The following is an 18,549-nucleotide window of genomic DNA, read 5'->3' on the forward strand; positions in this document are numbered from 1 at the left end:
AACTCTACTACGAAACGCCCTACCTCTTCATGCTCTTATTTTGGCAACGGTATTGATTTGTGCGACAACTATTGCTGATAATGCTGTTTGTGTTAGACAGACATTCTGTCTAACATCGCCAAAACCTTGAACTGTAAGGGTTTGGCTTTGAATGGTGTTTCCTACAGTAGGCGTTCGCTCTATTAGGCAGAGAATCGTCGTCTACATCCACTAGGTCATCATTGAGGTCGAGATTAGGACGGAATTAAAGCGAAAAAGTTTGTTTCAATACCGCCAACAGTTATGCCAATTCAAGCAAAAACTCATACATATAGAGAAAGAGCCGGACTAAGATTAGATGCCATCGACTTGAGAAAATATAGCCACCCTATACTCGCCTCAACAACGTTACTTAATGAAATCTCGCTGTCGTTCTTGCCTAACGAGTTTATTGTCATTGCTGGGGTAAGTGGTGGGGGAAAATCCACATTGATTGATGCACTTAACGGACAACGACGCGCTAGGGGGAAAGTGTTAGTTGATGGGGTTGACCTGTACAAGAATTATCACGCATTCAAGAACCTCATCGGTTATGTTCCCCAGGACGACATAGTTCACCTTGATTTATCTGTATGGGAAGCATTCATGTTTGCCGCCCAGCTTCGAGTGGCCTTTCTATCAATTAGCAAATTAATATGACCGAAACGACACAATTGCAGGTACAAGAATTAGCCCGTTTCGCCCAAGAGCAAGACTTCAATCAGCAGTATCAGCAGTATTTCCGTGATGTGTGGGAAGAAGCGGGTGTTAAAGATATCTCCAAAATGACCGTCTCTGATGCCGAACAGACGTTGAAAGTGTTGGCTGCTAGTGAGGCATCTCCCCAATTTGTTAAATCTTTACTAGCACAAGCAGCAATTGATGGTGCGCCATCACAGGTTTTGGAGTATTTTCTGGGCAGCGACATTGACGGTGATGGACGGACTTTGGCTCAGGAAATATTTCAAGATGGAACTAACCCTCTGGAGCCTGACTCACCTCAACCAATATCCAAGACACAGGTTGTATCTCTATCTCCAACTCAAGATACCGAAGATATGGAGTGGGAAATTTAGCATACATTCGTCAATTTTACTAGCAACTCCAGTACCGATTTTTTCAGTACCAAAGTTGCTAGTTCTTTTTTGAAAGCGCCTTTAAACTTCTTGAGTTAGGTAGATTTTCCAGAAGTTGGTGTAGTTGAGGAATCAATTACACCTATTACCTCTACTAACTCAAACATGAGGCGATAATTATGACTTTATTAGGTATTGAAAAACTTACCGATACAACCCAAGTAAAACCGTGGGATGAGCGCGATTTATGTACGAGCGATCGCCGCAGAGAAAAGCTAGAAACTCTCCTGTGCCAAAAAGTACAAGCAGGCGAAGACCCTACCTTGTGTGAACAAGTATTAAATTATTTATATTTCTCAGCGTTTCAAGAGAAGGTTAATCGCATTGCTGTCCAAAAAGAAAAAGAAAAATCAGTATTTGCATCTGTACAGCAAGTAATTATTACATCTTTCGCTATTCTGGGAATGTTTGCATTCCTCGCCGCCGCCGCCAACAAGTCAGTTGTGCGTTCACAAATCCCGCAAGCAACCCCACAAGCGATCCAACGGCAGGGGCAGGCTCCTTAGCAGCGCATGGACATTAAAAAAGCTGAAAGTATTGAGGATACAACACTTTCAGCTTATTAATAGCCGGAAAATTTAGCTCAAAACCAGGAAGTATCCTTATCGAATGGTAAACTGCTGGGTTCTTCACAGTTTCGTAAGTCTTGCTCCATCTGTTTGACACGCTGTGGATAAGTCAGGCTGAAAGCTAACCTTTCTTCCATTTGTTCTTTGCCAAAGTTTATGCCTCTTTGGGCGTAATATGCGGACAACTCGTTATAGTTATCAACCTCTAGCTTTTTGCGCCGTTCCATTTCGTCTAGCCAATTTTCACTTATGCCAAGTGCCAGTTCAGACTCCCTATATTCGGGCTTGAGAGAGCCATCTGGGTTGAACTGTTGTTTCTCTGTGGGGGTGAAGAAATCGTAGGCGGTGAACACTGGCCAGGGTTCGGGGTCGGTTTCGTCCAGGTGTTTCCATTCGTCATATTTGATTTTTAATCTACGGGCATAACTATCGATAGCTCCCTCACTAATACCTTGGGCTAACATTTGCTGTCTAGCTTCAAGCTTTAAAGTTCCATCAGCTAAAAATTCTTTACCGTGCATATTTAGCCAACGTTTAATTCTTGTTCCTGACATATTAAACTCCTGAAAATTTTTGAATACTTAAATAAAAATATGTCTCTTGAGTTTAAGCATTTTGATACCAGACTAAATCAGTGGATTCATACTGACGGAGATAATAAGAATCCTGACTCAATTTTAACTGAAAAATTAGATAATACTCTACTAGAGTTTTACTTTCCAGGCAAACAATTTTCTTTTGGACATATAGATGAACATAGTACAGCAGAAGATTTAAGAAATCATCCAGATGGACATACATTATTATTATCATCCAAAACTAGATTACTGTATGGTTCACCTGAATGCCTAGAAATAATTAATAAATTATGCCCTGACAGGAAAGACAGGGGGGCTTACGGCTCCATCTTTCTAGGTGGTTGTAAAAATTCAATTCACGAAGAATTAAATATTTTGATTGTCGATGATTCTAATGGTGAGAATGGAAATATATTATCAAACGATTTAGCCTATAAAATGGTAGGAGATTGCTATGGGCAAATATCAACCCAGCTTTATGAAAAGTTAACTAAAAGAGAAGAGCAGTCAGATAAAAGTTACCGCGTCATTCAACATCGCTTTGGATGGAAAGAGACTGATGGAAAAGATGCTAAATACAGGTTTGGGAAAGGGACACTACGACCATATAACTTACAAGAATTAAAATATGCAGATCAAAATAACGAACCCAAAATCGATATAATTCTCCCTCTATCCAGCTTCAAAGGAACAGACAAGGATCGCCCTGGTAGCCCAAGTAAGCCGCAGATAAAACCAGGGTTATACAAACAGAAAATCTGGCTAGGTGAAAAGTCACAATCCCAGCGCGGTAAAACAGCGATATCCCAGTTGTTAGCATCATTTCCTCAAGGTATTAAAGACTTTGCTGAGGAACTAGAGGCACAATCCCTAAAATTAGCCGAAATGCAGTCCGACCCCAGGAAAGTAGCACAACTTTACTGCGAGAAATATGAAAAACGTAAGGCTTTCACTGAGGAACAGAAAACCTCGTTACAGCAAACAATTAATGAACAGTTTGCTGATGTAACATTTACTAAACAGTTAGAACTATTGAGTTGGAATGAAGCAGAGGAACAATTTGAAATAAGTGATGATGTAGACCAAGCTACAAAAGATGATTTATTAATGTATAAAATCATCAAAGCTGATTTAGTAGGGGGTCATAATCAACTCCTGGAAACTGAAAAAGTCCGACAAGAGTTAAGCCGGTTTGTGCAAAATGAATGGAGGGAAATTGCTATTGGGCGAACGCTAACTTTCGACAGAGGTATGATTATTCCCTCAAAAGAATTAAAAAACGGTGAAATCTGTGTACCTTGGTTGAAAGATGGAGAAAAGGTTCTCAACTTCCGTTCGCCATTCCTCAATTCTAATGGGTTATGCGTTTCAACTAATAAACTTATTGATGATTGTTTAGCTCCAGATGCTACTGATTTGCAAGGTATTATCGTAGTCAATGATGAAGACCATAAGCGCATATTAGCAAGACTTGAAGAACCGGAAATAGCACCATTAGAAACCGAGTCAGAACGCCAGGGTAGGGATTTTGATGGTGACTGTATTGGTGTGAAATTAGCGAGTAAGTACCCTAATTTTACAGCAGAAGCCGAGTACAGGAACCAATTTGAAAATGCTTATGCTCCCACAGTCAAGCTGAAAAAACAATCATTCTACAGAGGGGATGGAACACAGCCACCATTTGAAGAAATAGCTATCCACATGAGCGATAGTATTAGCGTCGGGGTAATTAATAATCAAGTGACAGCTTTAGAAGCTTTAGAGTCAGAGATAGAAATATTAAAAACCTATGGTACACCTGAACAGAAATCAGAATACTTAGATCAAGTAGCAAATCATTACCAAGGTTTATTAGAGGCTGAGAATTACCAAAAACCAAAACCAATTAGAGAGGAGTATAGACCATATATACAATCTGTTGTAACACTAGCTCAAGCCTCAAGAACACCCTCCATCATACTTCAGGCGATGGAAACGAACCGCCAAATGTACCGAAAGATGATTGAATACGGGTGTTACCAAAACCAGATAGCAGTAGACCTGTTTAAAAGCTCTAAAACGCCAGAAATGGGGTTAATTAAAGAGAACAATCGCTACTTATATCGAGATGTTAATTATATTAAAGATAAAAAATCTAGAACAGCATATTTAACTCAGGGAATAAAAACCACAGGCTATTCTCCCGTAGAATTATTAATTAACCAAACTAACAAATATTTTCAATCCTCACAATTAGAATCTCGTCCCATCGTTCAGTTTCAAGATTTATTTAAAGGGGTAGAGTTCAAACCGCAGCAGAGATTAGAAGCGATCGCCGCCAAGTACGAGTATGACCGACTGTTCAATGCGGCGGTAAGGATGGAAATCAGACGGGAAACAGAACGTGGCCCGTCGGCTATTATCCAAACCCAACAAGGAACACAAATTGAGGTAACGAACCTCACACGCTATGGGCATCCCGGTATTTGGAAGGCACAGACGATAAACCTAAAGCTGGAAACGATAGACAGCGACCCCAGCAAAGAACGACTGCATAAATTATTAGCAAGCGCGCAAATTGATGATGAACTGACAGATGATGGTAAACCCGCTTACCGCAAGCTGGGAACGGTTAGCCAGCAGTCAGTGGCCGATTACAATCTCAAGCCAGGGATGGCTACCAATAATGCAATACTTGTGGAATTGAAGCCCGAACTAAGCCGTAGTCAGACAAAGCTAATGTTTGACTGGGCTAACCAGTACGCCCAGTCATGGCGCGAAAGGATACCACCAGAGCAGAGGTTATCGGCGGCGGCGGCGTGGAGTGTTGGGGCGGTAAGACAGGATGAACTAGAAAATAGAGCTACGGATAAGCCAACCCAAAATGAAGCAGAGTCGGTTGATGAAGATACCCGCCAAAAAGAAATTGTCAAAAAAATCCCCAATTTTGTATTTGCAGCATTTGGGGATGAGATAGTAGCTCAACTAAAGCAGTTGCAATTTAAAGAGTTGACATTGGGAACTTTGAGTGAAGAGTCCAACAATTTCCGTGGTAAACAATGGAATCCCCAAGAGAAATACCCGATTGAAATCAGGGCATCTCCTCACCCACCGGGACATAAGCGCCACGGTTTAAGATTAGCGTTTGTACAAGATACTGATGGCGAGTACAAGGAATACGCATCGCTGGAGCCAAGAACAGGACAGCTACCAATTGGTACTCAAGCGTTAGCTAATATTATCCCTGGTGAAACATACACAGCCAATGCCACAATCTCAATACCTGGAAAGCCGGAGGTAAATGTTACCGTTAGAGAAATTAGTAAATTCGCTTATGCAGGACAATCATTTAATGGCGAGTCGGCAACATTAGAAATAGGGACAAACTCAGTCCCAAACCAAACAGTAAAAATTAAATTAGAAGGGAAAACGCTAGGGGAACTAGATGCGGATTCGGTGAAACAATTGCAAGCATTTAATAAAGTTAAAGACGGTCAACCCTTTAACCTCAAGTTAAAAACAATTTCTTCTAATGAAAAGTTCTCCTTCATGCTGGCCGAATCGCCAAATGGGAATTTACTAAAAATTAATAATATTGGGCAGTATGACTACAAAGGGCAAACATTTAATGATGACTCATACCGCAAGCTGACTTTAGTTGTCTCACAAACCCAGGTCAAGGATGCAGTGTTCCTGAATGGTCAGCCGTTGGGGGTGTTATTTTTCAAAAAAGATAAGGAAGCTCTTAAGGAAATAGGCGCTATACAACCGGGAAAGTTGACACAGGTGCAAGCAACCCTCCAAAGTAATTTCTCGACCACTGTACTAAAAGTAGACCCAGAGAGTATTAAGTATCCCAAAAGTTGGACAAAGGAATCTCAGGCTTTTGGCACTCAAGCACTCAACCAAGAACAGCAACTTCTCCAAGAGAAGACTGCACCGATATTGACCAAAATCAAAGAGCGCCCGACGATTCTATTTGCCAGCCGGGAAGATAAAATGCTTGGCATCACACAGATGGCAGTTGATAATCACAAGGTGGAGGCTGTAACCAAGTGGTTGACCCAGAAGAATATTGCACTCACTCAGATGCCCCCAGAGGATTTTCCCCTAGAAACGAAAAAGGGACTGGCGGTATTTAACTTGGTTAATTCAACTATCCCTGAAGAAGTTAGTACGGCGATGACTAAGAAATTTGGCGCAGTGATTGAATCACTTCAAGAGTATCAGGATGTAGTGCGATCGCTGCCGAACCGTCCTGAGTCTTTACAGCCGTCACAGCCGTTTCCTCAAGTTGAACAACAGACTTCGCCAAATCCACCCGCATCCACACCAATATTTGCACCATCAGCAAACGAAGTTGTAATTACAGGTAAGCCAATTCCCATGAACTACCCGTTGATGATGTATGGTCAAAACAATCCCCTGCCAGTGAATAGTTGCATTGATGCTATGAGGGGGTATGGTAGAACGCACACTACCAGAGCTTATGAACCCTACAAGCAGTATGGATTTAAGGAGGGTGATATTGCAATTGCCTCTGGAGGGGGTAAACAAGTAGCCATTCTTGTGGGCAGACAGTATCAAATCACCCAACAGATGATTGCCGACCCCAACTATCAGCAGCAATGGGCAGATATGGAGAAACACTCACCCAAAGCATTGCCAGAACTATTTACGGGAAAGTCACAAGTATGGGGAATGCACATGGAACCATTGGGGGATTATGTTAACGGTAAAATTGTGCCTTTTCCTCAAGCACAAAACCAAGTTACACCTATAGGGAAAGAATTGGGCGCAGGGGGAGCAAGGGAAGAATTTACTAACATTTCCTCCCCTGCTTCCTCCGCTCCCCCTACCTCTCCTACTCCCCCCGTGACAATTGAAGACCTACGCAATTGGTACAACAATGCTCATAACTTAGGAAAGCCTGATGAATACAAAAATCGCATCGTGGAAATAGGCAATGCCTTTAAAGCGGGTCAGCCCTTATCTGTTCAAGCTTACGCCGCGATGCAGCAAGATAACTTGGACTTGGAGAACATCAGTCGGCTCACTGAAATGGCGCAGAGGATTGGCATGGTCTGGGGACAGCCTGCCCAAGATGGTGTTACTGTGGTTAGGGGTAAACTCTACGATTTGGCTTTCAATGCCGAGCGCAAAGATTTAGCGATCGCTCACAAAGATGGGCAGTTAATTTTCAGCTTGGAATCGGGGAAGGTGAAAACTAATCAAGTTACACAGGAAATATTACAAGCTTTTGAGCAAGCTAACAATCAGGCACAGGCAATTTTATCTAAATCTCAAGTTCAGGAAAGTGAAATTCAGCAGTAGTCTTTAGAACAAGATTAATTATGGAAACAACAGAGTTAGAACAAGTGCAGATTTTCTAAAATCAAAATATGGAACATATTAAGCCTAAAAACTTGGAGTTTGTATGAAATTATCTGATTTATCATCAGAAACTTTAGAAAGAATTAAGTCGGTTAGATGGGATAGGATTATTGAAAAGCACGAAGGCCCAGAAGATTGGGAATCTGTTTTGAAATGTGAGGAGCCAGAATTTATCGAAATTGAAGGGTGTCCAGTATTATTACCTGTAGATAAATCACATCACCCAAATATACGTGTATTGCGTGCAATTTGGAGCGAAGGAAAAAATTCTGTTACTTTGTTTCTCTCGGATACTACCTATGAAGATGACCCCTTTTTCTCTGGTTTTATGGCAGTATGCGATCGCTTAAAGAATGAGGAGTTTTTCATAGCGATTGTGTATCATGAATGGTTTATTATTGAAAGAGCAGAAGTTCTTCAATAGATAGTCTAAAAGTGATAGAGTCGATAGATAGAAGGCAGATATATTTTGGAAACGCAGTTATTCAATTCTGATTTTAACAAACATAGCCGAATTTTTTTGGAGTTTGATCTAAAATAACCAACTAGAATGATACTTAGATGCAATTAAAGACTCCGCCGCAAAACTTCGTCTCCACACTGTTAGCATTACGTGATTATTACGCACCCCTCGTAGAAGAGTATGAAAGGTTATACACACAAGCTTTAGATAATCTCAATCATGTAGAAGCGTTATTAGCAAACTGGCCAGCAAAGTCAAGCGAACAGATGAATCGCTTAACACCAGAGCAGGTGGCTGCTGCGGTCACTGCGAATGAAAAAGGGAAGGACACTTTAAACGTTAGCCAAACAGTTTCAGAAACTGAGACTAAGTTAACCCACACTAATACCGATTTAAACGCAACTGATAATGTAGAAACAGAGCATTTATCTTTAGCTATAGTTGATAGTGATGCCCAGGTAGAGATTCCACAGCCAGATGTTATTGCTGTGGAAACATTATCAAAAGACAATAGCAAAGCGATTAGTGAAGCTGAAACCGTCGCAGTAGAATTGAACTCCGCTCAAGAAGACTTATCTTTAGCTCAAGGGGATGACACTTTAGAAGCACAGGGAGAGCAAGAGGAATCTAATGATATACAACTGCCAGTCACAGACACGATAGAAACTGATATATCATCTGTAAGCCAGGAAGATAACGAAGAGTTAGCTATTGATGAATCAGCTACAGTTGTCCAAGTGAACTTATCCTCAGACAATGACAATAAAATTGTAGAAACTGAGGATGTCTCCGAGGCAGCGACAGACAACGTAGAAACAGAGAGTTTATCAACAGCCACCGAAAACGAACATCAACAGCCACAATCAATATCTAGCGAACAAGAGAACGCACAGCAAACTCAGGACAAACAGCGTTCTTTGGGAGAGATTCCTATGCTGGAGGAATACTTTGGACTCAGCCGCATAGAAGCAGTACAAAAGCTTTTAGAAAAACATCCAGGCAATATATGTCATGTGGATTTTGTGGCGCGTGCGTTGTATGGTGAGTTAGAGCCAAGTATTTGGAAGATAGTTAGAGGTAGAGTCCAATCAACATTAACTCAGGGAAAAAATAGCGGCAGATGGTTTTTGGTTCCAGGGAAGTCGGGTTATTACACTATAAATTTAAAATTGCTTAAGTCGAATCGTAAAAGTAGTTCTTCTAAACAGGGAAACAACAAAAAACCTTCTCCACAATCCAAAGCGAATGCTGTGCCAATGGTGGGGGAATTTGAGGGTAAGTTTGTAATTGATGCGCTGACTACTATGCTGCAACAAAACCCAGGGAAAGTGTTTAATGTGGCTCAAGTGATGGAAGCACTGTATGGAGAACTAGACCCGGATGAAATCAAGGAAGTAAAAACCAGTGTACTCAATGAACTGTCGCGTGGTCATCGTACAGGCATATTCTCCAGAGTGCCAGGGGAAAAAGGCGTTTATACATGGGATGTGAAGTTACTTACCCCACAGAGCTAGGTGATGAAATATATTTTTTGGAGATTTATTTGTAGATAGAAGTACGCATATTACACAAAGTTACACCTCGTGGTTGATATTTTTTTCAAGGCTGTTTGCCATATACTTTGAATCTTATGTAATTGTGGAGAACGACTAGGACTGTATGTCTAGCCTGAGTTCTGATTTGGTACGCATCTATTTACAAGAGATTGGTCAGTTTCCTTTGTTAACTTCTGACCAAGAAATAACTTATGGCAGGCTTGTACAGCAAATGATTGCCCTCCAAGAGCAACAGCATGAACTTAGTCAAAAACTGGATCGAGAACCAACAACGGCAGAATTAGCGAATTTCCTCAACAAAACTGAAGCTCAAGTCAATCAAATACTTGAGCTTGGTCAAAGAGCCAAGCAAAAGATGATCACCGCAAATCTGCGGCTGGTAGTTTCCATAGCTAAGAAATATCAACGTCGTAATTTAGAGTTCTTAGATCTAGTTCAAGAAGGTGCGATTGGGTTGCAAAGGGGGATAGAAAAGTTTGATCCCAACCGAGGTTACAAGCTGTCAACCTACGCATACTGGTGGGTAACTCAAGCAATCACAAGAGCAATCGCCGAAAAATCTCGTACAGTTCGCTTGCCGATTCACGTTAACGAAAAACTCAATCAAATTAAAAAGGTACAGCGAGAATTTTTTCAAACGCTAGGCCGCCGTCCTACTGTGGCAGAAATTGCCCAAAAATTGGAGTTAGAACCCAATCAAATTCGAGAATACCTGAAAGTTGCCAGTGGGACAATTTCTCTAGATTTGAAGGTGGGGGATAACCAAGAAACAGAACTGAGCGAACTTTTAGCCTCGGAGGGTATTTCGCCAAATGAAAACAATGCTCAAGAAATGTTGCGCCAAGACCTAAGTGATTTGTTAGCATCACTCAAGCCAATGCAACGCGAAGTGTTAATCTTACGCTTTGGACTGTTGGATAACCAAGAGCAAAGTCTAGCTCAAATTGGCGAAAAGCTAAATCTTAGCCGAGAGCGAGTGCGTCAAATCCAGCAGCAAGCAATGACTGCTCTGCGTCGTCAACAGCCATCGATTGGGCAGTATCTAACTTCTTGATGATTACTTTGTGAAGGCTGTGCTTGTGTAATTGAAAATATTGTAGAGTCAAGAAAAGCCCTAAGTATTGCCCTATGCAAATCATCCTATGACTACCGCACCCTTAAGCTGGGAGGAACTAAAAACCCTCACGAACTATCAAATAGATACTGTTAATGGACTGACCAACGCTAAAGCCCGGTTGCGCCTGTTTAATCAGCCCGAATCTGAAGTACGCTTAACACTGTACCGCGATAACCATGCCTGGTGTCCTTACTGTCAAAAAGTTTGGTTATGGCTAGAGGAAAAGCAGATCCCCTACCGGATCGAAAAAGTGACAATGTTCTGCTACGGGGAGAAAGAAAGTTGGTACACCCGTAAGGTTCCATCAGGTATGCTCCCGGCGATTGAGCTAGATGGACGGATTATTAAAGAAAGCGATGACATTTTGATCGCTTTGGAAAAAGTTTTTGGGACATTGAGTCAAGGAATGGAAGACCGCAGGGTAATGCCTCTACGGCAATTAGAACGACTTTTATTTAGAGCTTGGTGCGCTTGGCTGTGCTACCCAGTAATTTCCGCTCAACAAGAAAAACGCAATCGAGAGCAATTTATCACAGTGGTAGCTAAGGTCGAGGAGGCGCTAGGTCGCACGTCAAGCCCTTATTTTCTAGATGACTTCGGCATCGTCGATGTCATTTTCACGCCTTATGTAGAACGGATGAACGCGAGCCTTTACTACTACAAGGGCTACTCGCTGCGGGAGGAAAACACTCGTTTAAGCGCATGGTTTGCGGCAATGGAAAGCCGAGATACCTATCGCGGTACCCAGAGTGACTTTCACACCCATGTACATGATTTGCCGCCCCAGATGGGGGGCTGTTGGGAAAATGGCGAAACCCAGATGCTGATCAATAAGGCGAGGGTAGATCACGGCCCCTGGTTCGGGCTACCAGATGTTACTTATCCAGAACCCGAAAACTCATGTATGGAAGCTCTTCAAAGAACTATCGAACACCGGATTAATATTATCCGCGTCAACCCCTTAGATGATAAATTGTTTGATCAAGCCCTACGTTGTGCTTTAACACACATGATGACAGGGATTAACTGTGTACCTCCACCGGGATCTGATGTCGCTCTACGATATCTGCGCGATCGCATTAATGTACCGCGAGATATGTCTATCTACGCAGCCAAGCGATTTAGGGAATCTCTAGAGAAAACAGCAGCCCTTGTAGGTGATGGGCAGCCAGAACCTATTCCCACTAAACATCGACTAGATCAAAACCCGTCTAACTTTGTCAGAAATTGACACTTAAAGACCTGAACTAATATGACTGATTTTGCATCTAATTCTTCCCAAATACAAACAAAACTACTTGCTAAGAAATATTTTGAGTTACACCCTTGCGTACAAAAAATTATCCAATTGTTTGCGGTAATTTATGCACCTATAGACAAAAATTTATTTTTAAGTTGTATTAGTAAAACAGGCGCTTTAGATGAAAATAATAGACCTTGGGGTACGAAAACTCTCAGTTTGCAAATTGATAAATTGGTAAAATCAGGCTTATTAATACAGGAAAGTAGATCAAGCATTGAATGCCATCCTTTACTCACAGAAATAGCGACTCGTCATGCTGTCCAAACAGGACAGTTTGAAACCCTGGTCACAGTAGTTGAGGAAAAGCTACCCATCCGGAAGCACTGGCAAAACGAATCTCGAATGTTCCAAAGCTTACGCCAGTGTATTAGAGAAATCCGCATAGGTTTTTACCGTAAAAACCCAGATTTTATTAATAAGCAAATTGAAGACTACCAGAAATACAGTTATAGCCAAGAAAAACTAGCCATAGAAAAGATATTAGAGCAGATATGCAATAATCCATTTGACGCAGATTGGCTGCATACCTTACCGCAAGGATTATTTGAAAGCTGCATATCTAGTATCCTGCTCAATGCCACACTAAAATTGTCTGCGTCCGAAGATGCGTTTGTGCTGCTGGAAGCAGAATGCTCTACAGATGGAAAACATCGCTCAGATTCTCTGCACTTGATTTTAACAGAGCAATTGCTGTTACGTGGTTGTAGCCAAGAAGCACAAGAGAGTTTGGAGCAGATATCTGATGAATATCAACATAATGCTGCCGTTTACTGGGGTTGGTTGAGTTTTCTGCGGGGTGAGAACGACCAAGCTATTAAATATTATACAGATGCTCTCAAAGCCCTAAAAAAAGCTACAGGCAAACGCCAAGTATATTTTAATACTATGGGTGGTTTATTTTTCATCCTAGCTCTGTTAAAAGATGGTTCAGCGCAAAGCCTGCGCCAGGCAGAAGATTATGCCAATCTGACTTCCCGCCAATCAGAGCATTGGCTGAGGTTTATTTATGCCAGACTAGAAATGGTACTGCAAGTTCACCTTGGTGATATTACCAAAAAACAATTTGTAGTCAGTTCTCATATTTCTCCTGTAGAAGAAGAACAGAGCTTACAAACATTGTTTTGCTCACTATGCCTTTACTGGATGGATGCGGATAGTGCTAAAAAACGCTTACCAAATTTATTAGAGCCATTATATAGGCGATCGCTCGCCTCCGGTCATCACTGGTTGGCAATGGAAACCGCAGAACTCCTATCCCGGCTCAAACCTAGTAGTAATTATGATCAACAAGCAGCTACACTGCGAGAAGATAGCGGTATCCAAACTATCGTAGACCTCATTCAACCCCAAGAAGCATGGGAAATGTGTCTCAATGCCCTAGCCAATCTCCAGAAGGAACCACAAACACAGCCAAAAGCAGAGTCAGAACTACGTTTAGCATGGTTCATTACCTTCTCTAGCAACAGATGTGTCGTGCAACCACGGGAACAGAAAGTTAATGCCAAAGGCGAGTGGAGTAAAGGTCGTCCCATCGCCATCAAGCGCTTGAGCAGTGGATTATCTGAGTTTAATTACATCACACCCCAAGATATGCGGGTATGTAGTTGTATTGAGACATACGGCGATGGTTCCTATTATGGCAAAGTTGAGTATATGTTCAACGAAAAAGCCATCTGTGCCTTAATTGGACACCCGTTAGTTTTTTGGGAAGATACCCCCAATGTGCGTGTAGAAATAGTCAAAGGAGAACCGGAACTACTAGTCAAAAAAGAAAAACTTGGTCGTCTCACCTTGGAATTTTCTCCCAAGTTACCAGCATCACAAAATATTCTGAATATTAAAGAAACTCCAACCCGTATTAAAGTCATTGAAATTACTAGTGAACATCGACGGATTACAGAGATCCTTGGTAAGGATAATAAATTAAATGTGCCGGCGATCGCCGAGAAACAAGTTTTGGCAGCCATTAATGCCGTCTCTGGCATCGTCACCGTGCATTCTGACATCGGTGGCGGCTCAGAAGGAGCTGAAGTTGTACCCGCCCAAACTCTCCCCCATATTCACCTGTTACCTGCTAACACGGGCTTGAAAGTCACCATTTTGTCCCGTCCCTTTGCCCAAGGAGGCCCCTATTACCGTCCTGGTGCTGGTGGTGAAACTGTCATTGCCGAAATTGAGGGTAAACGTCTGCAAACCAGACGCAATCTGCCGAAAGAGAAGCAACTAGCCAAAGACGCTGTAGCTGCCTGTCCTACCTTGACTCGCACAGAAGAACGAGATGGAGAATGGCTGATAGAAGACCCAGAGGAATGTTTAGAACTGCTGCTAGAATTGCAAGCATTGGGAAACAGCGTAGTCATGGCATGGCCAGAAGGTGAAAAACTGCGTGTTAGCCACCAAGCAGACCTGAAAGACTTTAATTTATCAATTCAACGTCAACAAGACTGGTTTGCAGCTACTGGTGAGTTGAAATTGAATCAAGACCTCGTGCTGGATATGCAGCAACTCCTAGCACTATTGGAGAAAACCCCCAGCCGTTTTATTCCCCTTGGTGATGGTCAATTTCTGGCTTTAACCCAAGCTTTTCGCAAACGCCTGGACGAATTGCGGCTATTTTCGGAAAAACACAGTAAAGGGATCCGTTTTCACCCACTGGCAACATTAGGGTTAGAGGATTTTGTCGATGAAGTCGGTAAGGTAAAAACAGACAAACACTGGAAAACCCATATCCAGCGCCTCCAGGAGATGAAAAACCTGCAACCAGAATTACCGTCTACATTTGGGGCGGAACTACGTGACTATCAAATGGATGGCTTCTGTTGGCTGGCGCGGCTGGCTCATTGGGGTGTAGGCGCTTGTTTGGCAGACCAAATGGGACTAGGTAAAACTGTTCAAGCCTTGGCAGTTATCCTGAGAAATGCCCATGAAGGGCCAAGCCTCATTATTGCCCCCACGTCTGTGTGCATGAATTGGGTAAGTGAAGCCCAGAAGTTTGCCCCAACCTTGAATATTATTCAATTTACTGGTGCTAACCGCCAAAAATTACTGGATGGTTTACAACCATTGGATATGTTGGTATGCAGTTATGGTTTATTGCAGCAAGAAGAAGTAGCGCAAATGCTCTCTGGGGTACAGTGGCAAACCATTGTTTTAGATGAAGCCCAGGCAATCAAAAATATGACCACTAAACGTTCCCAGGCTGCCATGAACCTAAAAGCTAATTTTAAGTTGCTGACTACTGGAACGCCCATTGAGAATCACCTGGGTGAATTGTGGAATCTGTTCCGCTTTATTAATCCTGGGTTATTGGGTTCTTTTGAAAGCTTCAATCAACGCTTTGCTGTCCCCATTGAAAAATATCAGGATAAACAAGCACGCAATAAACTCAAAAAACTGATTCAACCATTTCTGTTGCGACGAACAAAAAATCAGGTGCTAGAAGAGTTACCTTCCCGCACCGAAATTTTACTTCATGTGGAGTTGAGTCGGGAAGAAAAAGCATTCTATGAAGCATTGCGTCGTCAGGCGATATCTAAACTCAGCGAAAGTAGTGCAGAAGCGGGAAATAAACATTTGCAAGTTCTAGCTGAGATTATGAAACTGCGTCGTGCTTGCTGTAATCCCAGCCTAGTTATGCCTGACACTGAATTATCCAGTTCCAAGTTGCAACTTTTTGGCGAGGTGCTGGGTGAACTGTTGGAAAATCGCCATAAGGCATTGGTGTTTAGTCAATTTGTTGACCATCTGCACATCATCCGAGATTATTTAGAGAAACAAGGTATTAATTATCAATACTTAGATGGCAGCACTACCGTAGCCGAGCGCAAAAAAAGGGTGGATGCGTTTCAAGCAGGGAACGGCGATGTCTTTCTCATTAGCCTCAAAGCGGGAGGTACAGGACTCAATTTAACTGCTGCCGATTATGTCATCCATACAGACCCCTGGTGGAATCCCGCAGTGGAAGACCAAGCCTCAGACCGCGCCCATCGTATTGGGCAACAACGCCCGGTGACAATTTATCGCTTAGTAGCAAAGGATACGATTGAAGAAAAGATTGTAGAATTGCATCACCACAAGCGAGACTTAGCAGATAGCCTCTTGGAAGGTGCTGATATGAGTGGCAAGATATCAACGGAAGCCTTGTTAGAACTGATTAGTGGAGGTTGACTTGGGGGAGCAGTCAATGAAACTCCTCAAGGTTGGGGGAAGAACTCAACCAAGTAGAACCAAGCCCTATCCACTCTTCTGAACACCCAGAAGCAAACGCTGCTTTGTACTTGGAGCGTGAAAAATGAACATGACCTGATCACCTACGGTGTGCGGAACGCCATCGCCAGACAATCTGCATAAAAGTCACATAAGCATCATTTACTCTGGTGCCGTGTGAGTAACGTCTCAACCAAGTATTGTGCTGTTTTCAACCGATCAGGATCATTGGACTGTGCAACCCAAGCAGCTAACTCATTTAGCGAGCCATTCACCAAGTGAGCAAACCCCTCTGCATCGATTGTATTTAACTTGCCCTCATCCACAGCTATCTGGATTGACTTTCGGAGCAAACCAAAACCATATTGATCAATTTCAACTAGATCGTCTGCTGCTAAAACTGCTGGAGCTTCAATGAACACCAAACGCCGCAGTTCCTCCTGTTGAGCAACTTCTAGAAATGCCTGACAGCCAATGACTAACTGCTGCCAATTATCATCAAGCGGTCGGATTTTAGTTTGGATGTAGTCTGTTATTTCGCTGTAGGCTTCAACAATGACTGCTTTGAAGACCCCAACCTTATCATTGAATTGGTGATACAAAGCCCCTCGTGTAATCCCTAATTCACTGATGATTTCCTCGGTTCCTGTAGCGGCATACCCTTTTGTTGCAAATAAGTGACGCGCTTGCTCAAGAATGGCACGTCGAGTTCGTCGAGTTTGTTCAGCTTTGGTCAACTTAGCAGGCATGATGAATCGCTCAGATGTAACATTCAAACAGTATGTATCTTGACAGAAAAGAGAATTTCCCTCTATTTTGAGATACATACAGATTGTATCTTTTATAGAGAATTTCCTCAAAGGAGCTTTAATGTCAACCACGCTAAACACCCGCAAAGCAACAAATGCCGATATTCCATTCCTTGCCAGAATTGAGTATGAGGCTTCTTTGCCGCCGTTGAATCACTGCTTTTGGGAAAATCTGTTGGATGGTACTGGAACCACTGCCTTGCAGTTTATTGAGGCAGAACTGAGGACAGATGCTTCTAATTGGGGCAACGTAGCAGATTTTCTGATTTTGGAGGTTGAGGGCAAACCCGTTGCAGCCGCAGCAGGTTATGTGCCTGGTACAGAAGACTACTGCCCATTGCGTCTGTCTTGTCTGGAAGCGATCGCCCACGAGTTGAAGTGGTCTAGGGAAAACTTAACCACTTTTCATGCTCGTTATATGGCGCTTTGGGGAGGTGATTTGCGACCAATTTTTTTAACACCCCAAGCAACCTGGATTATTGAAAATGTTGCCGTGTTACCATTCGCGCGGGGGCAAGGCTTTGGCAAAGTGTTACTCAGATCCTTGCTAGAGGAGGGGCGAGCGCAGCAGCATAAATTTGCAGGAATTATGGTGATCAATGGCAATGAAGTAGCTCGCCATACCTACGAATCTATTGGGTTTAAACCTTATCAAACCTTTCACGCGGATTACTTCTCGGAACAATTCAATATTGAGTTTCCAGGAGTTACAAAGTTTGGTCTGAGCCTCAACTAGATAGGAGAACAGCAATGTCTTTTAAGACAATTCTGGTAGCAGGTGCAAGTCGCGGCATTGGACTTGCGGTTGCAGAACATTTGATAGACCAGTGCCATCGCCTATTAGCGGTGTCTCGTACAGTGGCTCCGGTTGGTGAATGGGTGCAGGCAGATTTGTCTGATTTGGCAGGGATAGAAACGGTTGTCACAGCGATTAGGGATGACTCCTTAGATGCTTTGCTATACATGGGTGGAACCTGGGAAACCCATGCGTTTACCCCTCAGTACCGCTTTGAAACGTGTTCTGATGAGGAGATTGTCCGAGTAATTGCAGTCAATTTGGTAGCGCCAATTCGGTTGGTGAAAGCGTTACTGCCTGCCCTGCGAAGATCCGACAATCCGAAAATCATTTTCATGGGGGCGCTCTCAGGTCGAGATAATTTCCCAGGAAGGGAAGTTGCCAATAGTGCATCTAAGTTTGGGCTGCGGGGAGTGGTGCATTCCTTGCGCGAGGAGTTGCGAGCGCAGCAAATCGGTATAACTGTAATTAACCCTGGCAACGTTGGCACACCCGAAGTGTTGGCGGATCTTGCAGCAGGGAATCTGACCGATGGTGAAGCGATCCCTCTAGGGGATCTTCTTCGCATTCTTGACCAAAAGAATGGGATACAAGCCCCGTCGTTCTACGACGGCTTTTCTTGATT

At 42.8% G+C, this 18,549-nt stretch carries 13 protein-coding genes; 11 read left to right on the top strand and 2 right to left on the bottom strand.

Annotated elements, in window-relative coordinates; translation table 11 throughout:
• Positions 1–282: 282 nt before the first annotated feature.
• The 3 genes from ACM5QX_RS28315 (at position 283) to ACM5QX_RS28325 (ending at position 1,660) form a co-directional block, all read left to right on the top strand.
• Positions 283–678 carry an ATP-binding cassette domain-containing protein gene (locus tag ACM5QX_RS28315; RefSeq protein WP_414756548.1) on the top strand — a complete coding sequence of 132 codons (396 nt, stop codon included), beginning with the start codon at positions 283–285 and terminating at the stop codon, positions 676–678.
• On the top strand, positions 675–1,094 hold the full coding sequence (locus ACM5QX_RS28320) for a hypothetical protein (protein ID WP_414756549.1): 420 nt from the start codon (positions 675–677) through the stop codon (positions 1,092–1,094). Before ACM5QX_RS28315 ends, ACM5QX_RS28320 begins: the two co-directional genes overlap by 4 nt.
• 179 nt (positions 1,095–1,273) lie before the next feature.
• Positions 1,274–1,660, top strand: a complete 387-nt coding sequence (locus ACM5QX_RS28325) for a hypothetical protein (RefSeq protein WP_414756550.1) — start codon at positions 1,274–1,276, stop codon at positions 1,658–1,660.
• A 77-nt stretch (positions 1,661–1,737) separates the two neighbouring features.
• On the opposite strand, the gene ACM5QX_RS28330 is transcribed toward ACM5QX_RS28325, so the two are convergent.
• Positions 1,738–2,277 carry a hypothetical protein gene (locus tag ACM5QX_RS28330; RefSeq protein WP_414756551.1) on the bottom strand — a complete coding sequence of 180 codons (540 nt, stop codon included), beginning with the start codon at positions 2,275–2,277 and terminating at the stop codon, positions 1,738–1,740.
• 39 nt (positions 2,278–2,316) lie between these two features.
• Between ACM5QX_RS28330 and ACM5QX_RS28335 the strand changes: the two genes are divergently transcribed.
• From ACM5QX_RS28335 to ACM5QX_RS28360, 6 genes are all read left to right on the top strand, one after another.
• The gene (locus ACM5QX_RS28335) at positions 2,317–7,614 is read left to right on the top strand and encodes a hypothetical protein (protein WP_414756552.1); all 5,298 of its coding nucleotides are present in this window, start codon (positions 2,317–2,319) and stop codon (positions 7,612–7,614) included.
• 103 nt (positions 7,615–7,717) lie between these two features.
• Complete coding sequence (locus ACM5QX_RS28340; protein WP_414756553.1) at positions 7,718–8,098, top strand: hypothetical protein; 381 nt, start codon at positions 7,718–7,720, stop codon at positions 8,096–8,098.
• 137 nt (positions 8,099–8,235) lie between these two features.
• The gene (locus ACM5QX_RS28345) at positions 8,236–9,651 is read left to right on the top strand and encodes a hypothetical protein (protein WP_414756554.1); all 1,416 of its coding nucleotides are present in this window, start codon (positions 8,236–8,238) and stop codon (positions 9,649–9,651) included.
• Positions 9,652–9,796: 145 nt separating this feature from the next.
• Complete coding sequence (locus tag ACM5QX_RS28350) at positions 9,797–10,747, top strand: RpoD/SigA family RNA polymerase sigma factor (protein WP_414756555.1); 951 nt, start codon at positions 9,797–9,799, stop codon at positions 10,745–10,747.
• Between the two features lie 88 nt (positions 10,748–10,835).
• A complete protein-coding gene (locus tag ACM5QX_RS28355) occupies positions 10,836–12,041 on the top strand; it encodes a glutathione S-transferase family protein (protein ID WP_414756556.1) in 1,206 nt (401 codons plus the stop codon).
• 21 nt (positions 12,042–12,062) lie between these two features.
• Positions 12,063–16,280: a DEAD/DEAH box helicase gene (locus ACM5QX_RS28360; RefSeq protein WP_414756557.1), complete on the top strand. Its 4,218-nt coding sequence runs from the start codon at positions 12,063–12,065 to the stop codon at positions 16,278–16,280.
• 197 nt (positions 16,281–16,477) lie between these two features.
• Here ACM5QX_RS28360 and ACM5QX_RS28365 read toward each other — a convergent pair whose 3' ends face one another.
• Complete coding sequence (locus ACM5QX_RS28365; RefSeq protein ID WP_414756558.1) at positions 16,478–17,068, bottom strand: TetR/AcrR family transcriptional regulator; 591 nt, start codon at positions 17,066–17,068, stop codon at positions 16,478–16,480.
• A 121-nt stretch (positions 17,069–17,189) separates the two neighbouring features.
• Here ACM5QX_RS28365 and ACM5QX_RS28370 point away from each other — a divergent pair, with 121 nt between their 5' ends.
• Both ACM5QX_RS28370 and ACM5QX_RS28375 read left to right on the top strand, forming a co-directional pair.
• Positions 17,190–17,864: a GNAT family N-acetyltransferase gene (locus ACM5QX_RS28370; protein ID WP_414756559.1), complete on the top strand. Its 675-nt coding sequence runs from the start codon at positions 17,190–17,192 to the stop codon at positions 17,862–17,864.
• 14 nt (positions 17,865–17,878) lie between these two features.
• Positions 17,879–18,547, top strand: a complete 669-nt coding sequence (locus ACM5QX_RS28375; protein WP_414756560.1) for an SDR family NAD(P)-dependent oxidoreductase — start codon at positions 17,879–17,881, stop codon at positions 18,545–18,547.
• The last annotated feature ends 2 nt before the right edge of the window (positions 18,548–18,549 follow it).

Origin of the sequence: Anabaena sp. CCY 9910 (assembly GCF_963920875.1) — a bacterium.
Taxonomy (GTDB): Bacteria; Cyanobacteriota; Cyanobacteriia; order Cyanobacteriales; family Nostocaceae; genus Trichormus; species Trichormus variabilis.